Source organism: Ralstonia sp. 25mfcol4.1 (assembly GCF_900104095.1).
Taxonomy (GTDB): domain Bacteria; phylum Pseudomonadota; class Gammaproteobacteria; order Burkholderiales; family Burkholderiaceae; genus Cupriavidus.
Window position 1 is genome coordinate 342907 of record NZ_FNJO01000002.1, and the last position, 19442, is coordinate 362348.

Genomic DNA, 19442 nt, shown 5'->3' on the forward strand with positions numbered 1-19442 from the left:
TTCGGCGTCCGGATTTCCGAACAGTGCGCCGGCGCCGCTTCAAAAATCCCTTTGTATTCATCGTTTTACATCTGTATCCAGTTGCAACCGGGCTGGCACGGCTCGTGCAATCTAGCCGCCGCCGTACGACATCCGGCCCGGCAGCGCAGCCCTCCCCCAGGGTCGTTCGTGCGCCCGGTCCGGCACAAAGGAGGATGTACCCACGATGACAAAACGACTACCGACCCTGATTTTTGTTGCGATGCTGCTCGGCGTGATCGTCGGCAGTGCCGCGCATAACATGGCGCCCGACGCGGCCACGGCCAAGTCGATCGCCGATCACCTGTCGATCCTGACCGACGTGTTCCTGCGGATGATCAAGATGATCATCGGCCCGCTGGTGTTCGCCACGCTGGTGTCGGGCATTGCCAGCATGGGCGACGGCAAGACCGTCGGCCGGATCGGCCTGAAGGCCATGGCGTGGTTCATGGCCGCGTCGATCACGTCGCTGCTGCTGGGCCTGCTGATGGCCAACGTGCTGGCCCCGGGCCATGGCATGAACCTGCCGCTGCCGGCCGCCGACGCCGCGTCGAACCTGAAGACCGGCGCCCTGAACCTGCGCGACTTCGTCGCCCACATGTTCCCGAAGAGCTTCGTCGAGGCCATGGCCACCAACGAGGTACTGCAGATCGTGGTGTTCTCGCTGTTCTTCGGCTTCGCGCTGGGCACGCTCAAGGACGGCGTGGGCAAGCCCGTGCTGGCCGCCATCGACGGCCTGGGCCACATCATGCTGAAGGTCACCAACTACGTGATGGCGTTCGCGCCGCTGGGCGTGTTCGGCGCCGTGGCGGCGGTGATCACCTCGCAGGGCCTGGGCGTGCTGGTGGTGTACGCCAAGCTGCTGGGCAGCGTGTACCTGTCGCTGGCGCTGCTGTGGATCGCGCTGATCGCCGGGGGCTACTACTTCCTGGGCCGCGACATCTTCAAGCTGATCCGCCAGCTGCGCGCGCCGCTGATGATCGGCTTTGCCACGGCCAGCAGCGAATCGGCCTATCCGAAGGTCATCGACCAGCTGAACCGCTTCGGCGTGAAGAGCCGCATCACCAATTTCGTGCTGCCGCTGGGCTATTCGTTCAACCTGGACGGCTCGATCATGTACACGTCGTTCGCCGCGCTGTTCGTGGCGCAGGTGTACGGTATCCAGTTGTCGCTGTCGCAGCAGATCACGATGCTGCTGGTGCTGCTGGTGACCAGCAAGGGCATCGCCGGCGTGCCGCGCGCATCGCTGGTGGTGGTGGCCGCCGTGCTGCCGATGTTCGGCCTGCCCGAGGCCGGCATCCTGCTGGTGCTGGGCATCGACCATGTCCTGGACATGGGCCGCACCGTGACCAATGTGCTTGGCAACGCCATTGCCACAACCGTTGTCGCCAAAAGCGAGAACGCGATTGGCGCGCCGGAACTGTCTGACGAGGCAGATACCTCGGCTGACGACGCCGGCCTGACACCCGTTCAGGCCCTGGCCAGCAAGTAAGCTGGCTGGAGGCGTGCCAGGGGCCCGGCTGCCGATCAGGCAGCCGGGCCTTTTTGCGTTTACGGATACGGGCGCGGCGGCAGGCATCGTGACCCGAACGGGTGAACCCGCCGGGCGCCGCTTCGGACGGCCGCACCGCCGGCTGTGGTAAAACGTCGCCTTGCCGAACCGCACCGGGCATTTCGCGAGTGGTTCTCCGATCACAAAACCCGCCCGATACGCCACACGGCAGCGTCCGCATTCCCGAATCCGCATGATCGTGTCCCCCTCCGACGGCGACCGGGCGTCCCTCTCGCCCTGGCGCCGCATTGCCCCCTTCGTCGCCCTGCTCGCGCTGGCCGTGCTGGTCACCGGGGCCGGCTGGCTGGGCTATCGCTATACCTACGATGCCGCGCTGACCCGCCAGGCCGAGCGCGGCCAGGTGCAGATGCGGCTGTACGCCCAGGCGCTGGAAAGCGAACTGGCCCGTTACGACTACGTGCCGAGCCTGCTGTCGCTGGACGCGCGCATCGACGCCCTGTTGCGCCATCCCGGCTCGCCCGAGCGCGTGTCGCAGGCCAACGCCTACCTGGCGGCCCTGAACGGCCGCGCCGGCACCCGGGTCATCTACCTGCTCGACGCGCGCGGCAAGGTGCTGGCCACCAGCAACTTCCAGCGGCCGGACAGCTATCTGGGCGAAGACCTGAGCTTCCGCCCGTACTTCCGCACCGCCATCGAGGGCCAGCTGGGCCGCTTCTACGGCGTGGGCACCACGCGCAGCGAGTCGGGGTACTACCTGTCGGCCCCGCTGGGCGACCGCGATCACCCCGTGGGGGTGGCCGTGGTCAAGATCGGGCTGGAACCGCTGGAAAACCGCTGGCAGGGCAACGACAGCCAGATGCTGCTGGCCGACGAGAACGGCGTGGTGATCCTGGCATCGGATCCGTCGTGGAAGCTCGCGGCCCTGCGGCCGCTGTCGGACGAACAGCGCGCGCGGCTGGACCGCAGCCTGCAATACAACCGCGCGCCGCTGCCCCAACTGGCGCTCAGCACGATGCGGCCGCTGGCCAATGGCCCGTCGCAGGGTGGCGACGCGCTGGTGCGGCTGCGCCAGGGCCCGCCGATGCTGGCCCAGCACCTGGCCTTGCCGGGCACCGACTGGGACCTGACCCTGCTGACCAATACGTCCCAGGCGCGCGTGGCCGCGCTCAACAGCGCCGCGCTGGCCGGCGTGCTGGCCGCCTTCGTGCTGCTGCTGGGCGCCGCCTGGAACGTGCGGCGGCGCATCGTGGGCGAGCGTCTGGCGGCCCGCGCCGCGCTGGAAGCTGCCAACAGCGAGCTGGAACGCAAGGTGGCCGAGCGCACCGCCGACCTGTCCGCCACCAACCAGCAGTTGCAGGCCGAGGTGGCGGAGCGGATCCGGACCGAAACCTACCTGCGCCAGGCGCAGGACGGGCTGATGCAGGCCGGCAAGCTGGCTGCCGTGGGACAGATGTCCGCCGGCATCGCCCATGAACTGAACCAGCCGCTGGCGGCCCTGCGCACGCTGTCGGGCAACACGGGCAAGTTCATCGCCCACGGCGACTACGACACCGCGCAAGGCAACCTCGAGCGGATCATCGGCCTGGTGGAGCGCATGGGCCGTATCACCGGCGCGCTGAAATCGTTCGCGCGCAATCCCGCCGCCGGCCAGGGCCACAGCGCCCGGCTGGCCGATGCCGTGGACAACGCGCTGTTCCTGCTGGAAACGCGCGTGGCCGACGTGGGCCCGCGCATCGAGCGCGATATCGATGCCTGCCTGACCGTGCGCTGCGATCCGAACCGTCTGGAACAGGTGCTGGTGAACCTGATCGGCAATGCGCTGGACGCGCTGAAGGACCGCCGAGACCCCCATCTGTCGCTGCACGCCTACGAGTCGGGCGGCATGGTCCACCTGACCGTGCGCGACAACGGGCCGGGGCTTTCCGAGACCGCGTTTGCGCGGTTGTTCGAGCCGTTCTTCACGACCAAGCCCGCCGGCGAAGGCCTGGGGCTGGGGCTGACGCTGTCGGCCGGCATCCTGAGCGAGAACGGCGGCACCCTGACCGCGATCAATCATCCCGACGGCGGCGCCTGCTTCACGGTGGCACTGCCGCGCGTTACCGAGGAACTTCGCCATGTCGGCTGAACCGATCGACGTCATGGAAGCGGCCGGCGCCCACGCCGCGCTGACGGTGCTGGTGGTCGAAGACGATGCCGACGTGCGGCTTGGCTGCGAACAGGCGCTCAGGCTCGAAGGCATCGCCACGCGGGCCGTGGGCAGCGCGGAAGCCGCGCTGCGCGAGGTAGAGGCGGGTTTTGCCGGCATCGTCGTCAGCGACATCCACCTGCCCGGCGCCGATGGCATGGCCCTGCTGCGCGAACTTGGCGCACGCGACGCGGCATTGCCCGTGATCATGATTACCGGCCATGGCGACGTATCGCTGGCGGTGCAGGCCATGAAACAAGGCGCCTACGATTTCCTTGAAAAGCCGTTCTCGCCGGAGCGGCTCGTGGCCACCTGCCGCCGTGCACTGGACAAGCGCCGGCTGGCCCTGGAAGTGGCCGACCTGCGCGCACGCCTGGCAGGCCGCGAGGGCCTGTCCGCGCGGCTGATCGGCCATTCGCCGGCCATCGAGCGGCTGCGCCAGATGATCGCCGGCATTGGCGACACCGCGGCCAACGTGCTGATCCATGGCGAAACCGGAACCGGCAAGGAACTGGTGGCGCGCTGCCTGCACGAAGCCAGCGGGCGCCGGGCAAAACATTTCGTGCCGATCAACTGCGGCGGCCTGCCCGAACAGCTGTTCGAGTCCGAAATCTTCGGCCACGAGGCCGGCGCCTTCACGGGCGCGGCCAAGCGCCGTATCGGCAAGATCGAGCACGCCGAAGGCGGCACGCTGTTCCTCGACGAGATCGAGAGCATGCCGATGCCGATGCAGATCAAACTGCTGCGTGTACTGCAGGAGCGCGTGGTCGAGCGGCTCGGGTCAAACCAGCCGGTGCCGGTGAACACGCGCGTGGTGGCAGCCACCAAGGCCGATCTGCGCGCGCTGGCCGATGCCAGTCAATTCCGTGCCGATCTCTACTATCGCCTGAACGTGGTCACGCTCGAACTGCCGCCGCTGCGCGAACGCCGCGAAGACGTGCCGTTGCTGTTCGAACACTTTCTGGCGCAGGCCGCGTTGCGCTTCGAGCGCGACGCCGTACCGCCCACGCCGGCCGAAATGGCGGCGCTGGTGGCCTACCCGTGGCCCGGCAATGTGCGCGAACTGCGCAACCTGGCCGAACGCCATGTGCTGGGGCTGGGCTGCGATCCCGCGCAGGGCGGCGCCGCGCCCGAGGCGCTGCCGTTGCCCCAGGCCGTGGAGCAGTTCGAACGTGCACTGATCGCCGATGCCTTGCGACGTCACGCCGGCAACCTGACCCGTGCCGGCGAGGCGCTGGGCGTGGCCAAGACCACGCTGTTCGACAAGGTGCGCAAGTATGGCCTGTCGACCGGCGGGGCCAGCTAAGTGCAATGACCCTGGCTCAAATGTGTCAAATGTATATAACTTGGGAACCAGCACGTCGCATGCGCAGTCTGTTGATCCGGTACGCGACGCCTGCGGCATAAATGTCGGGCGTCATGCCGTTTGTCCATCGTTGTCTACCGAATTGCAACGATGTTCGTTAAACAACAAAAGTGTGACGCCAATCATTGCTTTCCCTGTGGCAACGAATCATCTTGAAGCCATACTATTGGCATCCGGCAACCGGGCGACGCCACAAGCAACGCCGCGATGGCCGGCCAGGCGACAAAGATCGCCGCTGCAGCAAGCGGGCACGGCCACCTGAAGCCGTTGCTACGTCAACACGAACAAAGCAACAAAGACCGGCCGGGGAGCGGGTCGACAGCATCAGGGTCAGTAAAAACAGCAGCCCGGTCATTTGACCGACGTGGCGTGTCCGAGGACGCCCGTGCAGTACGCCTGTCGTGCTGTGCTGCTGATCGACACTACGGGTGATTGGATGAAACTGGATCCAGAACTGGCTGAAAAGCCGTACTACAGCACGCGAACCGCTGCAAAACTTCTCAACGTATCGCTGGGCACCGTCCAGAAAATGGTGGAACGCGGTGAACTTGGCGCCTGGAAAACCAATGGCGGCCACCGGCGCATCCACAAGGAAACCGTGCACCGCCTGCTGGCAAACCGCGCCATGCCGGATGTCGGCATCGAGCACAATCTCGACCTCGTGGTGTTCCACCCGAACCACAATGAAGCGCAACGCATCAGTGCCCAGCTGGGCAAATGGTCGCTGCCGCTGAAGACCCAGGTACTGGAGGACGTGGTGGACACGGTCATTACTTCCGTCGATTCACGACCTCGCGTGGTGCTCTACTACGTGGAGGAACTCAATGACGCGGAATCTGCCACGATCGAAAAACTGCAGAATTTCTTCTCGCGGCAGCGCGTGATCTTTGCGGTCATCACCAATCGCCAGGCCTACGACGGCGTGGCTGACGCCCTGCAGCAATGGGGCATCATGGTGTTCCTCAAGACACCGTCACTGGAGGAAATCAAGGGCTTCCTGCGTGCCCAGCTGATGATGGGGCGCACCGGCGCTTAAGGTTTCGTTAAGGTTCGACGTGCAACGGCCCGGACATCGCGTCCGGGCCATTTTTATATGCGCGCCGTCAGGCGGATTCGACGGTCTCGCGCGCCTGCTCGGCCACCGCCCCGCCCTCGCCCTGCATCATCCAGCCGTAAAGATCGCGCGGGTCCGGGGGCATGGCCACAAGCGCCACAAAGCGGCCGGCATCGCGTTCGCTAGCGGCCGCATGCAACCACCGCAGCGCCGAATAATCCTCCAGCGCAAAACCGACCGAATCGAAAACGGTCACATCGTCGGCACGCTCGCGGCCCGGCGCCGCACCCGAGAGCACCTGCCACAACTCGCTGACGGGCGCCTCCGGCCACTGCTGGATCTCGCCTTCGATGCGTGACTGCGGCGCATACTCCACCACGATCCGCGCGGCACGCAGGATATCGACGTGCAGTTCGGTCTTGCCCGGACAGTCGCCACCCACGGCATTCAGATGCATGCCCGGTCGCACCATGTCAGGCGTGAGGATGGTCGCTCGTGTCTTGTCGGCGGTGACCGTGGTCACGATGTCGGCGCCCGCCAGCGCATCGCGCACCGACCGTACCGGCACGATCTCCAGACCTGGCACTTTCGCCAGATTGCGCACCAGCCGCGCCGTGGCCGACGGATCGATATCGAACGCCCGCACGGTCTGGATACCCACGAGTGCGTGAAACGCCAGCGACTGGAACTCGGCCTGCGCGCCGTTGCCGATCAGCGCCATCGTGCGTGCCCCGGGACGGGCCATGGCCTGTGCGGCCAGCGCGGAAGTGGCGGCGGTGCGCAGGGCCGTGGCCAGGGTCAGGTCGGCCAACAGCAGCGGAAAGCCGGTCTGCACATCGGCCAGCATGCCGCACGCCATGACCGTGGGCAGCGCGAACTGCGCGTTGCGCGGATGCCCGTTGACGTACTTGTACGCGAACCGCGTGCCATCGCTGACCGGCATCAGTTCGATCACGCCCACTGCCGAATGGCTCGCCAACCTCGCAGATTTCTCAAATTCCTGCCAGCGCAGGAAGTCCTCGCGCACACAGCCGGCCATCTGCACGATGGCCTGCCGGACGCCCACGTCGCGCACCAGCGCGGCGACATCGCCTGCATCGAGAAAGCGCGTCAGCACGTGCGCTTCCCGGGTCAATTCCGTGTTCGTTCTCATGGCGGATCTCCTTCATGCCGCAGCGGCACGCCGCATGGGCGTGCTGGCGCGATCGAGCCGCAAGGTCATGCAGTACGCGCCACCGCCCGACAGCATGTACGGCGTCAGGTCTACCTCGTGGAGCCAATACCCGCGCCGGCCCAGTTCATGGCGTAAATGCGATGTCGTGCGCGTCATCACCACGTGGTCGTCCAGATTGACCGCGTTGACGCTGAAGTGGCGCAGGTCGTCCTCGGTGGCCTCGATGCGCTGGGCCATGGGTACGCGGGCGCGCAGCGTGCGCAGTGCGTTCTCGGTGAAGGCCGGCGGGTAGTACAGCACTTCGCCGCCCGATAGCGGACAGAAACACACGTCGAGGTGATAGCTCTGCTCGGTGGCCAGTTCCAGCGCCACCACCTCCTGATCGAACTCGCGGGCCACGGCGTCGGCAGCCTCGCGCGACGAGCGCGGCCCGTAGCCGGCCCAGAAATGGCCGCGCCGCGCATCCCAGATGCAATCGCCGGCCCCTTCCTGAAAACAGCCGTCGGGCAGCAACGCCACACTGTCGATCAGCCCGCGCGCGCGCAGGTCGTCGAAGATCGCCGCGAACGGCTGTTCCTCGCCGCGCCGCTGCGGGTAGCGAAAGCGCGCCAGCACCGCCTTGCCATCGAGCACCACGGCGGCATTGGCCGGGAACACCATGTCGGGCTGCCCCGCCACACCCTCGGCCACTTCGACGGCAAACCCGGCGCGGCCCAGCGCGTCGTGCAGCGCGTCGAACGACGCCAGCGCGCGCCGATGCATGCCGCCGGGGTCGCGCGCCCAGGCGTCTGGGTCCATCCACGGATTGATGCTGTACGACACGTCGTAGAACGTTGGGGCAACCAGCAGGATGGTCGGGCGGATGGATGGACGGATGGTCGGGCGATTGGTCACGGCGGCTCTCCTCTGTTCTCAACGAATGGCGATGTCCTGAGTGCATTCTCCTGCCCGCCCATGCCAACGAATAGTTAGCAAACTGGACAAATTGCTATGGACGTTTGACAATTTGCCGACATGGACTGGCAATCTGCCACGTTCCGCCGGAGAGACCGCAATGGATGCGACCGATCGACAATTGCTGGGTCTGCTGCGCGACAACGCGCGCACGCCGGTCACGGCGCTGGCCCGTGCGCTGCGCGTTTCGCGGGCCACGGTGCAGAACCGGATCGAAAAACTGGAGAAGGAAGGCCAGATCGTCGGCTATACGGTTCGGCTCAAGCCAGAGGCCGAACCGCACCGCATCCGCGCATGGATGACGGTGGCCGTGGAGGGCAACAAGGCGCGCCAGGTGCTGCAGGCGCTGCGTGGCGATCCCAACGTGCAGACGCTGCATACGACCAACGGCCGCTGGGACATCATCGCCGAACTGCGCGCCGATACGCTGGAGCAGTTCGACCGCACGCTCGACCGGATCCGGCTGGTCGATGGCATTTCGGCCACCGAGACCAGCATCCTGCTGTCGAGCTACAAGCTGTAGGGCCGGATCAGACGCCCTGACGCACCGGTGCCTGCCCCGGACCGCGCAGCCGCTCGCGGTGCGTTTCCTCGTGCAGCGCTTGCTCGCTGGGCGCAAGCAGGTCGCGCAGCGACACGATGCCGACCAGCCGCATGCTGGCCAGGCTGTCGACCACCGGCATGCGTGCCACGCTCAGCGCCGCCATCTGGCCAGCCGCTGCACGGCCAGTCTGCGCCGGCAGCAGCACGGCAGGGGTGCCCTTTGGGACGCCCTTTTCGACGCCCTTTTCGACGCCCTTTTCGACGCCCTTGCCGGCGTCCGCGATCAGGTCGCCGCAACGCAGGCCGGCATCATCGCCCGCATGGGCGGCCGTGATGGCCGACCGGTGGAGCATGCCCAGCACCCGTCCATCGGCCACCACCGGATAGGCGCGATGCGCGGCGTGGTCGCCGAAGTGGCGCTCCCGGGCCACGGCCACCGGCATGGCGGCGTCGATCGTCACCACATGCCGCGTCATCAGGTCTTCCACATGCGCGCGTTCCAGCGGATCGACGCCGTATTCGCGGTAGATGTGCAGGCCGCGCCGCGCGATCTTTTCGGTCATGATGCCGCGCTTCATCGTCAGCACTGAAAATCCGTAGGCCACGGCGGTGGTCAGCAGCAGCGGCAGAAGCGCCTCGCTGTCATGCGTGAGGCCGAACGCGAACACGATGGCCGTCAGCGGCGCGCCCAGCACGCTGCCCAGCACGCCGGCCATGCAGACCAGCGCCCACAGCCCGGGCGAGCCGCCCGGCAGGAACGGCCCCAGCACCGCACCCAGGCCGGCGCCGAGCATCAGCAAGGGCGCCAGCACCCCACCCGACGTGCCCGAGCCCAGCGCGGCAATCCAGATCACGGCCTTGACTGTCAGCAGCGCCACGGCCACCTCGATCGCCAGCCGGTTGTTGAGCAGGTCGCCGATCACGTCGTAGCCAACGCCCAGCGCGCGCGGCTCGAAGTAGCCGCCGATCCCCACCACCAGACCGCCGATGGCCGGCCACCACATCCAGTGCAGGCGCAGCTTGCTGAAGGCGTCCTCGGTGCGATACAGCGCCAGCGTCAGAATTGCGCCCAGCACGCCGCACAACAGCCCCGCCAGCACGCACGAGCCCAGCGCCACGGTGCCGGCCGCCGCGGTCTGCAGCGGGAACAGCGGGCCCGATTCGAACACGAACGTCCGCAGGAACCCTGCCACGGCGCAGGCCAGCGCCACCGGCAGGAGGCTGCGGGGGCGCAGTTCGAACAGCAGCAGCTCGACGGCCAGCAGCACCGCCGCCACGGGCGTACCGAAGATTGCCGTCATGCCCGCGCAGGCACCGGCCACCAGCAGCGTCTTGCGCTCGGCGGCGGTCAGGTGCAGGTATTGCGCCAGTAGCGATGCAATCGAGCCGCCGGTCATGATGATCGGGCCTTCGGCACCGAAGGGGCCGCCGCTGCCGATCACGATGCCCGACGACAATGGCTTGAGCACCGCCACCTTCGGCGACATCCTGCTCTTGCCGAACAGCACGGCCTCGATGGCCTCGGGAATGCCGTGGCCCCGGATCTTGTCGCTGCCGTAGCGTGCCATCAGGCCGACGATCAGCCCGCCCAGGGCGGGCGCGGCAATGACCCACGGCCCCAGCGCATGGTGCGCCGGCGAGCGCTCCGCGAACGAAAGGACCTGGAAAAAGAACAGGTTGGTGAAAAAGCGGATCAGGTTGACCAGCACAAATGCTGCACCGGTACTGATGCCGCCGATGACCAGCGCGATGCCTGCCAGCATGGGCAGGCGGCCGTTGACGGCGTAGTCGCGCCTGACGGAATGGTGCAATGCGGAATGATTTGACATGGACGAAAGCCGGGGGCGGCTGGGATGATGCGGGGGTACAGCCTGCGCAATATATCATGCTGTGATACATTGCCGGGCTTGGCCAATGCGCCACGACGCGCCCGCTCGGCCAATGCGCCGTGTCGCCCCCAACCCTCAAAAGCCGCCCCCGCTTTCGATGCCCGCTGCATTCGACCCGACCGCTTCCGTCGCCGAGGCCCGTGCCTGGCTGCGCACTTTTGTCCCCATGCCCATCGCCGCCAGCTGGCGCGAGCGGCTAAAGAGCTGCCTGGGCGCCCTGATCGGCCTGGCGCTGACCGAATGGATCTGCCGCCAGTTCCTGCTGGGATTCAACCCATGGTTTATCGCGCCGATGGGCGCCTCGGCCGTCCTGCTGTTCGGCGTGCCATCCAGTCCGCTTGCGCAGCCCTGGTCGATCATCGGCGGCAATATGGTGGCGGCCACCGTGGGCGTGGCCTGCGCGAAATGGATACCGGACCCCGGCCTGGCCGCCGGCGTGGCGGTGGCCGGCGCCATTGCCCTGATGTTCCAGCTGCGCTGCGTGCACCCCCCGAGCGGTGCGGTGGCCGTCACTGCCGTATTTGGCGGGCCGGCCGTGCAGGCGCTGGGCTTCGGCTTCGTGGTGATCCCGGTGGCCATCAATTCGATGCTGCTGCTGCTGACCGCGCTGGCTTTCAACAACATCGCCCGGCGCCGCTATCCGCACCGCCCGCCCGAGCCGGCGGCGCAGCACCACACCAGGGACTTGCCGCCCAGCAAGCGGGTGGGCTTCACCCGGGCCGATCTTGATGCGGTGCTGGCCGCGCGCGGTGAATTCCTGGATATCGAGGAAGACGATCTGGAAGCCATCCTGGTGGCCGCCGAGTTGCGGGCCCATTCGCGCCGTTTTGGCGAGGTACTGTGTGGCGACATCATGGCGCGCGACGTGGTGTCGGTGCGTCCCGGCCAGCTTGCCGCCGATGCCTCCGCGCTGATGACGCGCCATCACATCAAGGCGCTGCCCGTGGTGGACCGCCAGCGCCGGCTGCTGGGCATCCTGACGCAAAGTGACTTTTTCCGCGCCTACCGCGTGAATTCGCGTCGCGTGAATGGTGCGGTGCGCGACCTGATGACCCGTGCCGTGGTCACCGCGCGCGCGGAGGATCCGATCGTCAGCCTGGCCCAGGCGTTCTCGGACGGCGGCCTGCACCATGTGCCGGTGCTGGACGATCGCAACCGCGTGGTGGGCATGGTCACGCAATCGGACCTCGTGGCCGCGCTGCTGCGCCAGAGCGACCAGGCCATGGACATGGCCGAAGCCGGCAAGCCGCGAGGCTGACCCGCGCCGGCAGGCTGCCCCGCGCCGGGCGCCCTCGCCCGGCGATCGTTGACCCGGCAAGGGATTACCCGGAACCCGCATCGAATTCCGCTATGCTTACGGCGTTCTCGCAACATGGGCGCCGGACTGGCGTGCAACGATGAGTTCCGGACAACTGATTGAAAAGCTCGCCGCGGTCTTCGCGCTGATCGCCCTGATCGGCGGATCCCTGCTGGTACTGGCCCCGTTTGCCACCGCGCTGGTCTGGGGCGCGATCCTGGCCTACAGCTCGTGGTATCCCTACACCGTGCTCACGCGGTGGCTGGGCAACCGGCGCGGGCTGGCCGCGCTGATCTGCGTGCTGATCGCCACGATCATCGTGCTGGGCCCGTTCGTCTATGCCGGCGCCAGCTTCTCGGCGCATATCGACGAACTGACCGGCCTGGTGAACCGCTATGCCGAACGCGGCATCCCGCAGCTGCCCGAATGGCTTAGCAGCCTGCCCTATGTGGGGCCGCAGCTGCAATCGAGCTACGACCAGATCATCCACGCCGACTCCGAAATGGTGGCCAACCTGCGCAAGCTGATCGCGCCGGTCGGCCATGCCGTGCTGGGCGCGGGGCTGTCCATCGGCGGCGGCCTGGGGCAACTTGCCCTGTCGATCATCCTGGCGTTCTTCTTCTATACCGGCGGCGAACTGGCCGTGGACTGGCTGCGTGGCGGCATGCGCCGGGTGGCCGGCGAGCGTGCCGACCACCTGATGGCGCTGGCCGGCGGCACCATCAAGGGCGTGGTCTACGGCGTGCTGGGTACCGCGTTCGTGCAGGCCGTGCTGGCCGCCATCGGCTTCTGGATCGCGGGCGTGCCCGGCGCCGCCATCCTGGGGCTGATCACGTTCTTCCTGTCGGTGGTGCCGATGGGCCCGCCGCTGGTGTGGATTCCGGCCGCGCTGTGGCTCTATCACAGCGGCGAGACCGGCTGGGCCATCTTCATGGTGGTGTGGGGCGGCGCGGTGGTGGGCATGGCCGACAACGTCATCAAGCCGCTGCTCATCAGCAAGGGCACCGGCCTGCCGCTGATCTGGATCATGATGGGCGTACTTGGCGGCGCACTGGCCTTCGGCTTCCTGGGCGTCTTCCTGGGCCCGACCGTGCTCGCTGTGGCCTACGCGCTGCTGCGCGACTGGACCATCGGGTCGCAGGAACGCCCTGGCGTGACCGACGTGACACCGGCGCCGCCCTCGCAATTGACGCCGGACGCATGACGCCGGACACGCACGCCTCGTCCCAGCCCACGGCGCAGGACCTGCACCGGCTGGTGGCCTGCGAGTATTGCGACGCGCTCTACGAGCGCACCGCGCTGGCGCCCGGCGAGCGCGCCACCTGCCTGCGCTGCGGCGGCGTGCTGTACCGCGAGAGCAGCCACGCCTACCGGCGCCTGCTGCCGCTGGTGATGACCGCGCTGATCCTGTTCCTGGTATCGAACATGTACCCCATCGTTGAGATGGACCTCAAAGGGGTGCGCACCGAGACCACGCTCTGGGGGGCCGTGCAGGCGCTGCACAGCGACCACATGACGCTGGTGGCGATGCTGGTGTTCGGCACCACGATCCTGTTCCCGCTCTCCGAAATGCTGATGATGTGCTACCTGCTGGTGCCGATGGCGCGCCATCGCATGCCGTCCGGCTTCGACCGGATCGTGCGCGGCATCCGCCAGACGCGGCCGTGGGGCATGATCGAGGTCTTCATGATCGGCGTGCTGGTGACCGTGGTGAAGCTGTCGACCATGGCGCAGGTGATTCCGGGCGTGGCGCTGTGGTCGTTCGGCGCGCTGGTGGTGGTGCTGGCCGCGATGCTGTCGTTCGATCCGCGCGATCTCTGGCACTACCTGGAGCCGGCGGGCGCCGACGAGGCACCGCCCCGGGAGGACACCGCGTGACCGGCCCGCGCCCCTCGCGCACGGCCCAGGCGCGCGAACAGCTGGCCCGCTCGCGCCGCATGGCTGCCGACGTGGTGGCCGAACTGACCGACGACGACGAGCGCACGCCACTGGCGCAGGTGCCCACGGCAACATCGCGCGGTCTGCTGTCCTGCCACGCCTGCGACCTGGTCAGCCCGATCGCGCTCGAAGGCCAGCCCTGCCCGCGCTGCGGCGCCACGCTCCACCAGCGCAAGCCGGCCAGCCTGGCCCGCACCTGGGCCTTCCTGCTGTCGGCGTTCATCCTGTACATCCCGGCCAACCTGCTGCCGGTGATGGTGACCGAATCGATCCTGGGCACGCAGCGCGACACGATCATGTCCGGCGTGATCTACCTGTGGCTGTCCGGCTCGCACATGCTGGCCGGCGTGGTGCTGATCGCCAGCATCATCGTGCCGCTGCTGAAGATGCTGATCCTGACGCTGCTGCTGGCATCGGTCCATTTCAAATCGACGTGGCGCATCCGCCAGCAGACCCGGCTCTATGGCCTGGTCGAAATCATCGGCCGCTGGTCGATGCTCGATATCTTCGTGGTGGCCCTGCTGGCGTCGCTGGTACGCGCCGGTGCGCTGGCCACCATCATTCCCGGGGGCGGGGCGCTGGCCTTTGCTTCCGTCGTGGTACTGACCATGCTGGCGTCGCTGTCGTTCGACCCGCGCCTGCTGTGGGATTCGCTCGACGCGCCCGCCCCTTCGAAATTGCCGGAATCCGACAATGCCCGATCCTGATACCCCTACCCCTTCGCCCGGCGTACCCCAGCCCGCGCGCAAGCGCCGCGCCCGCTGGCTGCCATCGCTGGTCTGGCTGATCCCGATCGTGGCGGCCGTGGTGGGCATCTCACTGCTGGTCAACACGCTGACGTCGCGCGGCCCCGACATCACGGTGAGGTTCCGCACCGCCGAAGGCCTGACGCCGGGCAAGACCGCCGTGCGCTACAAGGACGTGGACATCGGGCTGGTCAAGTCGGTGCGGCTCGCGCCTGACCGGTCTCACGTGGTGGCCTCGATCGAGCTGACCAAGGACGCCGAGAACTTCGCCGTCAAGGACACCCGTTTCTGGGTGGTGCGGCCGCGCTTTGCCGTCAGCGGCGTGTCGGGGCTGGAAACCCTGCTGTCGGGCGCCTATATCGGCGTGGATGCCGGCAAGTCCACCGAAAGCACGCGCAGCTTCACGGGCCTGGAAGTGCCGCCGGTGGTCACCGCCGATGCATCGGGGCGGCAGTTCGTGCTGCGCGCGCAGGACCTGGGATCGCTCGATATCGGCTCGCCGGTCTACTACCGGCGTGTGCCGGTCGGCCAGGTGGTGGCCTACCAGCTGGAGCCAAACGGGCGCGATATCACGCTGCGCGTGTTCGTCAACAAGCCCTACGACAAGCTCGTGACGGCCGATACCCGCTTCTGGCACGCCAGCGGCGTGGACCTGAAGCTCGATGCCGGCGGCCTCAAGCTGTCCACGCAGTCGCTGGTTACCGTGCTGCTGGGCGGCGTGGCATTCCAGGCGCCCGACAACACCAGCGCGCACGAGGCCGCCGCCGAAAATACCCAGTATCTGCTGGCATCGGACCAGGCCGAGGCGATGAAGGAACCCGAGGAACTGGCGCCGACGCTGGCCGTGCTGAACTTCGACCAGTCGGTACGCGGGCTGTCGCCGGGCGCGCCTGTGGATTTCCGGGGCGTGATCGTGGGCCAGGTGCGCTCGATCGGCATCGAATACCAGCGCGACAGGAAGGCGTTCCGCATGCCGGTGGTGGTGGAGCTCTATCCGTCGCGCATGGGCTTCCGGGAACGCGACGTGGCTGACGAGGCGCGCAAGCGCACCATCGTGCAGGCGCTGGTCAAACGCGGCATGCGCGCGCAGCTGCGCACCGGCAACCTGCTGACCGGCCAGCTGTACGTGGCGCTCGACTTCTTCCCGAAGGCGCCGCCGGCCAAGGACATCGACCTCGATGCCCCGATGCCGGAATTCCCGACCACGCCGGGCACGTTCGACGAACTGCAGGCCAAGCTGGGCGATATCGTCAACAAGATCGACAAGGTGCCGTTCGAGCAGATCGGACAGGACGCGCGCACGGCCATCGTGTCGATGAACCAGATGCTGGAGACGGCCGACAAGCTTGTGGCGCAGCTCAACGGCGACGTGGCGCCGCAGGTGCTGGCCGCGCTGCAGGATGCGCGCCGGACGCTGACGGCGGCCAACGGCACGCTGGCGTCGGATGCGCCGCTGCAGCAGGACACGCGGCGCATGCTGCAGGAACTGACGCGCACGGCGGTGTCGCTGCGCGCGCTGACCGACTATCTGGAACGCCACCCCGAGGCGCTGCTGCGCGGCAAGACGGAGGACAAATGATGAAACGTTCGCTGACACTTGGCGCGACGCTGCTGGCGGCGGCATGGCTGGCCGGCTGTGCCTCGCCCGAGCCCCGCTACTACACGCTGGCCACCGGTGCCGCCGCACCGGCCAGTGGGCCGAACCCGGCCGCCAACGCCGCCGCCACCGCCACGCACCCGGTATGGATCGAGGTGGCGCCGGTGCGCGTGCCCGAGCGCCTGAACCGCGCGCAACTGGTGGTGACCGATGGCAATAGCGGCAATGTGAAGCTGCTCGACCAGTCGCGCTGGTCGTCGCCGCTGCCCGACGAACTGCGCGATGCGCTGTCGCAGCAGCTGCAGGGCAACCTGGGCGCCGTCGACACCTACCAGCAAGGGATCTCGGATGTATCGCCGGTGTTCCGCATCACGACCGAAGTGGTGCGGCTGGACGCCGATCCGGGCCAGCGCGCGGGGGCATCGATTGCATGGACGGTGCGCCGCCTGCCCGATGGCCGCGTGCTGAGCGGGCGTACCGAAGCCGACCTGCCCGCGCCGGGCCAGGTCGATGGCGTGGTCGGCGCCTATCGCCAGATCGTGGCCACCACGGCCTCGGATATTGCCGCCGGTGTGCAATCGCTGCGCGTGCAGGGCGGCACGGCCGCATTTTCGGCCCCCACTTCGGCCCACGCTCCGGCCCCCGCTTCGGCCCCCGCCCCGGCCTCACCGGCCCGCCAGGCGGGCAAGTAGGCCGCTAGTCCTCGGGATCCCCATCGGCCTGCGCCTGCGCGCGACGCGCGGCGCGGCGCCGGTCGGCCCCGGCCATCTCGGCCAGGCAAGCCTCGGCATCGCCCTTCACCAGCCGCACGCTGCAGGCCAGCATCAGGTTCATCGGCAGGCCGAAGTTCTCCACCACGAAGTCGTTGGCGTCGCGCGCATCGCCATCGTCGTCGGTCGACACGCGCACGCGGTCCAGCAGCGTGCCGGCATCGGCCGCGTAGCCCCACACCGGCTTCTGTAGCGCCACGGCAAAGCCGACCTCGAAGGCCGTGCCGCTGTCGGGCTCGCCGGGGCCGCGAAAGTCGTCCAGGTTCGCCATCACGACATCGGCGCGCCGGATCAGCGCGATATTGGCCTCGTAGATCCACTGCGCGGTGTCGGGCCCCGACAACCCCTTCGGGGCCGCCTTGTCCAGCGGATAGCACCCTTCGAAGCCATACCGGGCGCAAAGCGCCTTCAGATGCTCGCCCCAGGCGAGCGCATCCTTTCGAAATACGTCGAAGCCGGCGAGGTAGACGGTCTTCATGGCAGGTCCTCGGTTGGGGGCACGCCGGAAGCATACCGCAGGCGGCATCACCGTTTTGTCGGGTTGTCTCCTTCGGCGCGAATTAGGGAAATTTCTGATCGGAAATCGGCATTCGATTCAATGCCGGACGATGAATACCGCCATGACATTGATTATCCGCTCAGACCCGTAAAACCACGGCACGTTGGCCGTCTCGGAAACTTCCGAAAATCAATAGAAACACTCCCAAAAATCAAAGAATTATTTTCGCCAAATTCCAGAAAATAACGATTCAGCAGGATTATCCCTATCGGTACTGTTTGCCCCGTCAGGAAAGCGCGACGCGCAAGCGGCGTCATGCGCGCCGTGCCGGGGCGGATGCCTTTTGCATGGTTGCGCCTGATTCGCGGCTTGGCTGTCTTGGCGTTTCGCCCGACCTTCCCCGGTCCGGCCTGGCAGCGATCCCTCTCAACCCATGACATGAGGTCAACAGTGAACCACCATCGAACGAAAATCCTCGCAGCGACCCTGCTGCTTGCCGTGTTGAGTCCGGCCGCATCGGCCTCCGACGGCACCATCAGCTTTACCGGCCGGATCACTACGAATACCTGCACGATCTCCGGCAATGGCGGGGGCACCGACTTCACGGTGGCATTGCCGCCCGTCTCGGCGTCGACCCTCGCGACCGCGGGCAATATCGCCGGCCGTACGCCGTTCAACTTCCAGCTTACCGGCTGCACGCCTGCCACCGCCGACGTGGCGGTCTACTTCGAACCGGGCGCCGCCGTGGACCTGGCCACGGGACGCCTGATCAACACCACCGTCAGCGCGCCCGCGGTCGGCGCCACCCCTGCAGTTGTGGCGGCGACCAACGTGCAGATCGGTGTGTTGAATGCCGACCTCACGAACGTCGCCGTGGGCTCCGCGTTTGCCTCGCAGAACACCCAGGAGGTGGCGATCACCGGCGGCACGGCTTCGCTGCAGTACTACGCGCAGTACGTGGCAACGGGCGGTGCGGCCACCGCCGGCGTTTTCACCTCCGCGTTGACGTATTCGGTCGTGTACCCGTAACCCGGGGCGCCCATCCGTTCTCGCGTACGCCGGCATGCCCCGTCGCATGCCAGCACTACCGGCCGGCCTCGTGCCGGTCTTAAGCCCGCCGTCATCATGCTCAAGACATCTCGCCACCGCGCAGCCATGGCTGCCGTTCTCCTGGCATTGGCCGCGCCCGGCGCCCTTGCGTCCGTGGTCCTGAACGGGACCCGCGTCGTCTATCCGGAATCGGAACGGGAGGTAACCCTCAAGGTCACCAACGAGGGCGACACGCCGTCGCTGGTGCAGGCATGGATCGACGACGGCGACGCGAGCGCCTCGCCGGAGCAAGCAAAATCGCCATTCACGCTCACGCCCCCACTGTTCAGACTGGATCCGAAGAAGGGGCAGACGCTGCGCATCATCCACCTGCAGCAGCCGCTGCCAGGCGATCGCGAATCGCTGTTCTGGCTTAACGTGCTCGATGTACCGCCGGTCGCGTCGGGCGCCGCCGCGCAGCAGAGCTCGCTGCAGTTCGCATTCCGGACGCGCATCAAGCTGCTGTTCCGTCCCACCGGCCTGCGCGGCGACGCGTCCAGCGCGCCCGCGCAGGTCGCCTGGCGCCTGGTGCGCAAGGACGACGGCAGCCAGGTGCTGACCGCCCTGAACCCCACGCCCTATCACATCACCTACACCAAGGTGGAGGCCACCGCGCGCGGCCATGTGTACGCCGTTGCCGCCGGTGCCATGGCGAAACCCGGCGCGACGGTCGAGTTCGCCATCGACGGCACGCCCGCCGCCTCGGGCGAGCCTGACGAGGTGCGATACACATTCATCAACGACTTTGGCGCCCCCGTCACGGGCATCCAGAGGAAGCGCCCTGCCTCGCCAGCTGTCACCGGGCAATGA

General features: G+C 67.5%; 16 protein-coding genes and 1 pseudogene. 13 read left to right on the forward strand and 4 right to left on the reverse strand.

From position 1 onward, the window contains the following. Window positions 1-205 precede the first annotated feature (205 nt). From BLQ58_RS04670 to BLQ58_RS04685, 4 genes are all read left to right on the forward strand, one after another. Window positions 206-1510 carry a dicarboxylate/amino acid:cation symporter gene (locus BLQ58_RS04670; RefSeq protein ID WP_092595034.1) on the forward strand — a complete coding sequence of 435 codons (1305 nt, stop codon included), beginning with the start codon at window positions 206-208 and terminating at the stop codon, window positions 1508-1510. Between the two features lie 253 nt (window positions 1511-1763). After that, complete coding sequence (locus tag BLQ58_RS04675; RefSeq protein WP_092595036.1) at window positions 1764-3656, forward strand: sensor histidine kinase; 1893 nt, start codon at window positions 1764-1766, stop codon at window positions 3654-3656. Continuing rightward, a complete protein-coding gene (locus tag BLQ58_RS04680) occupies window positions 3646-5022 on the forward strand; it encodes a sigma-54-dependent transcriptional regulator (RefSeq protein ID WP_092595038.1) in 1377 nt (458 codons plus the stop codon). Before BLQ58_RS04675 ends, BLQ58_RS04680 begins: the two co-directional genes overlap by 11 nt. A gap of 496 nt (window positions 5023-5518) precedes the next feature. After that, window positions 5519-6118, forward strand: coding sequence for a helix-turn-helix domain-containing protein (locus BLQ58_RS04685; protein ID WP_092595532.1), 600 nt, complete (start codon window positions 5519-5521; stop codon window positions 6116-6118). A 67-nt stretch (window positions 6119-6185) separates the two neighbouring features. On the opposite strand, the gene BLQ58_RS04690 is transcribed toward BLQ58_RS04685, so the two are convergent. Continuing rightward, window positions 6186-7289 (reverse strand): ornithine cyclodeaminase, encoded by a 1104-nt coding sequence (locus BLQ58_RS04690; protein WP_092595040.1) that lies wholly within the window; start codon window positions 7287-7289, stop codon window positions 6186-6188. A 12-nt stretch (window positions 7290-7301) separates the two neighbouring features. Continuing rightward, window positions 7302-8204 (reverse strand): dimethylarginine dimethylaminohydrolase family protein, encoded by a 903-nt coding sequence (locus tag BLQ58_RS04695; RefSeq protein ID WP_254775804.1) that lies wholly within the window; start codon window positions 8202-8204, stop codon window positions 7302-7304. Between the two features lie 160 nt (window positions 8205-8364). Here BLQ58_RS04695 and BLQ58_RS04700 point away from each other — a divergent pair, with 160 nt between their 5' ends. After that, the gene (locus BLQ58_RS04700) at window positions 8365-8787 is read left to right on the forward strand and encodes an Lrp/AsnC family transcriptional regulator (RefSeq protein WP_092595042.1); all 423 of its coding nucleotides are present in this window, start codon (window positions 8365-8367) and stop codon (window positions 8785-8787) included. Between the two features lie 7 nt (window positions 8788-8794). On the opposite strand, the gene BLQ58_RS04705 is transcribed toward BLQ58_RS04700, so the two are convergent. Continuing rightward, the gene (locus BLQ58_RS04705) at window positions 8795-10636 is read right to left on the reverse strand and encodes a chloride channel protein (RefSeq protein WP_092595044.1); all 1842 of its coding nucleotides are present in this window, start codon (window positions 10634-10636) and stop codon (window positions 8795-8797) included. A 157-nt stretch (window positions 10637-10793) separates the two neighbouring features. On the opposite strand from BLQ58_RS04705, the gene BLQ58_RS04710 reads away from it, so the two are divergent. The 6 genes and pseudogenes from BLQ58_RS04710 to BLQ58_RS04735 form a co-directional block, all read left to right on the forward strand. Next, window positions 10794-11954 (forward strand): HPP family protein, encoded by a 1161-nt coding sequence (locus tag BLQ58_RS04710; protein WP_092595046.1) that lies wholly within the window; start codon window positions 10794-10796, stop codon window positions 11952-11954. 139 nt (window positions 11955-12093) lie between these two features. Next, window positions 12094-13197 carry an AI-2E family transporter gene (locus BLQ58_RS04715; protein ID WP_092595048.1) on the forward strand — a complete coding sequence of 368 codons (1104 nt, stop codon included), beginning with the start codon at window positions 12094-12096 and terminating at the stop codon, window positions 13195-13197. Further along, entirely contained in the window at window positions 13194-13871 is a 678-nt protein-coding gene (locus BLQ58_RS04720; RefSeq protein WP_092595050.1) for a paraquat-inducible protein A, read from the forward strand. Before BLQ58_RS04715 ends, BLQ58_RS04720 begins: the two co-directional genes overlap by 4 nt. A gap of 59 nt (window positions 13872-13930) precedes the next feature. Continuing rightward, a complete protein-coding gene (locus BLQ58_RS04725; protein WP_092595536.1) occupies window positions 13931-14638 on the forward strand; it encodes a paraquat-inducible protein A in 708 nt (235 codons plus the stop codon). After that, window positions 14625-16256 (forward strand): PqiB family protein, encoded by a 1632-nt coding sequence (locus tag BLQ58_RS04730; protein ID WP_092595052.1) that lies wholly within the window; start codon window positions 14625-14627, stop codon window positions 16254-16256. The genes BLQ58_RS04725 and BLQ58_RS04730 overlap by 14 nt, the downstream gene beginning before the upstream one ends. Then, a pseudogene (locus BLQ58_RS04735) lies at window positions 16253-16861 on the forward strand (membrane integrity-associated transporter subunit PqiC); the annotation flags it as partial. The gene BLQ58_RS04730 and the pseudogene BLQ58_RS04735, both read left to right, overlap by 4 nt. A 109-nt stretch (window positions 16862-16970) precedes the next feature. Here the strand turns inward: BLQ58_RS04735 and BLQ58_RS04740 are convergent. After that, window positions 16971-17522 (reverse strand): nucleoside 2-deoxyribosyltransferase, encoded by a 552-nt coding sequence (locus tag BLQ58_RS04740; RefSeq protein WP_092595056.1) that lies wholly within the window; start codon window positions 17520-17522, stop codon window positions 16971-16973. A 336-nt stretch (window positions 17523-17858) separates the two neighbouring features. Here BLQ58_RS04740 and BLQ58_RS04745 point away from each other — a divergent pair, with 336 nt between their 5' ends. Continuing rightward, complete coding sequence (locus tag BLQ58_RS04745) at window positions 17859-18572, forward strand: fimbrial protein (RefSeq protein ID WP_343654992.1); 714 nt, start codon at window positions 17859-17861, stop codon at window positions 18570-18572. Window positions 18573-18698: 126 nt separating this feature from the next. Continuing rightward, entirely contained in the window at window positions 18699-19442 is a 744-nt protein-coding gene (locus tag BLQ58_RS04750) for a fimbrial biogenesis chaperone (RefSeq protein ID WP_254775805.1), read from the forward strand.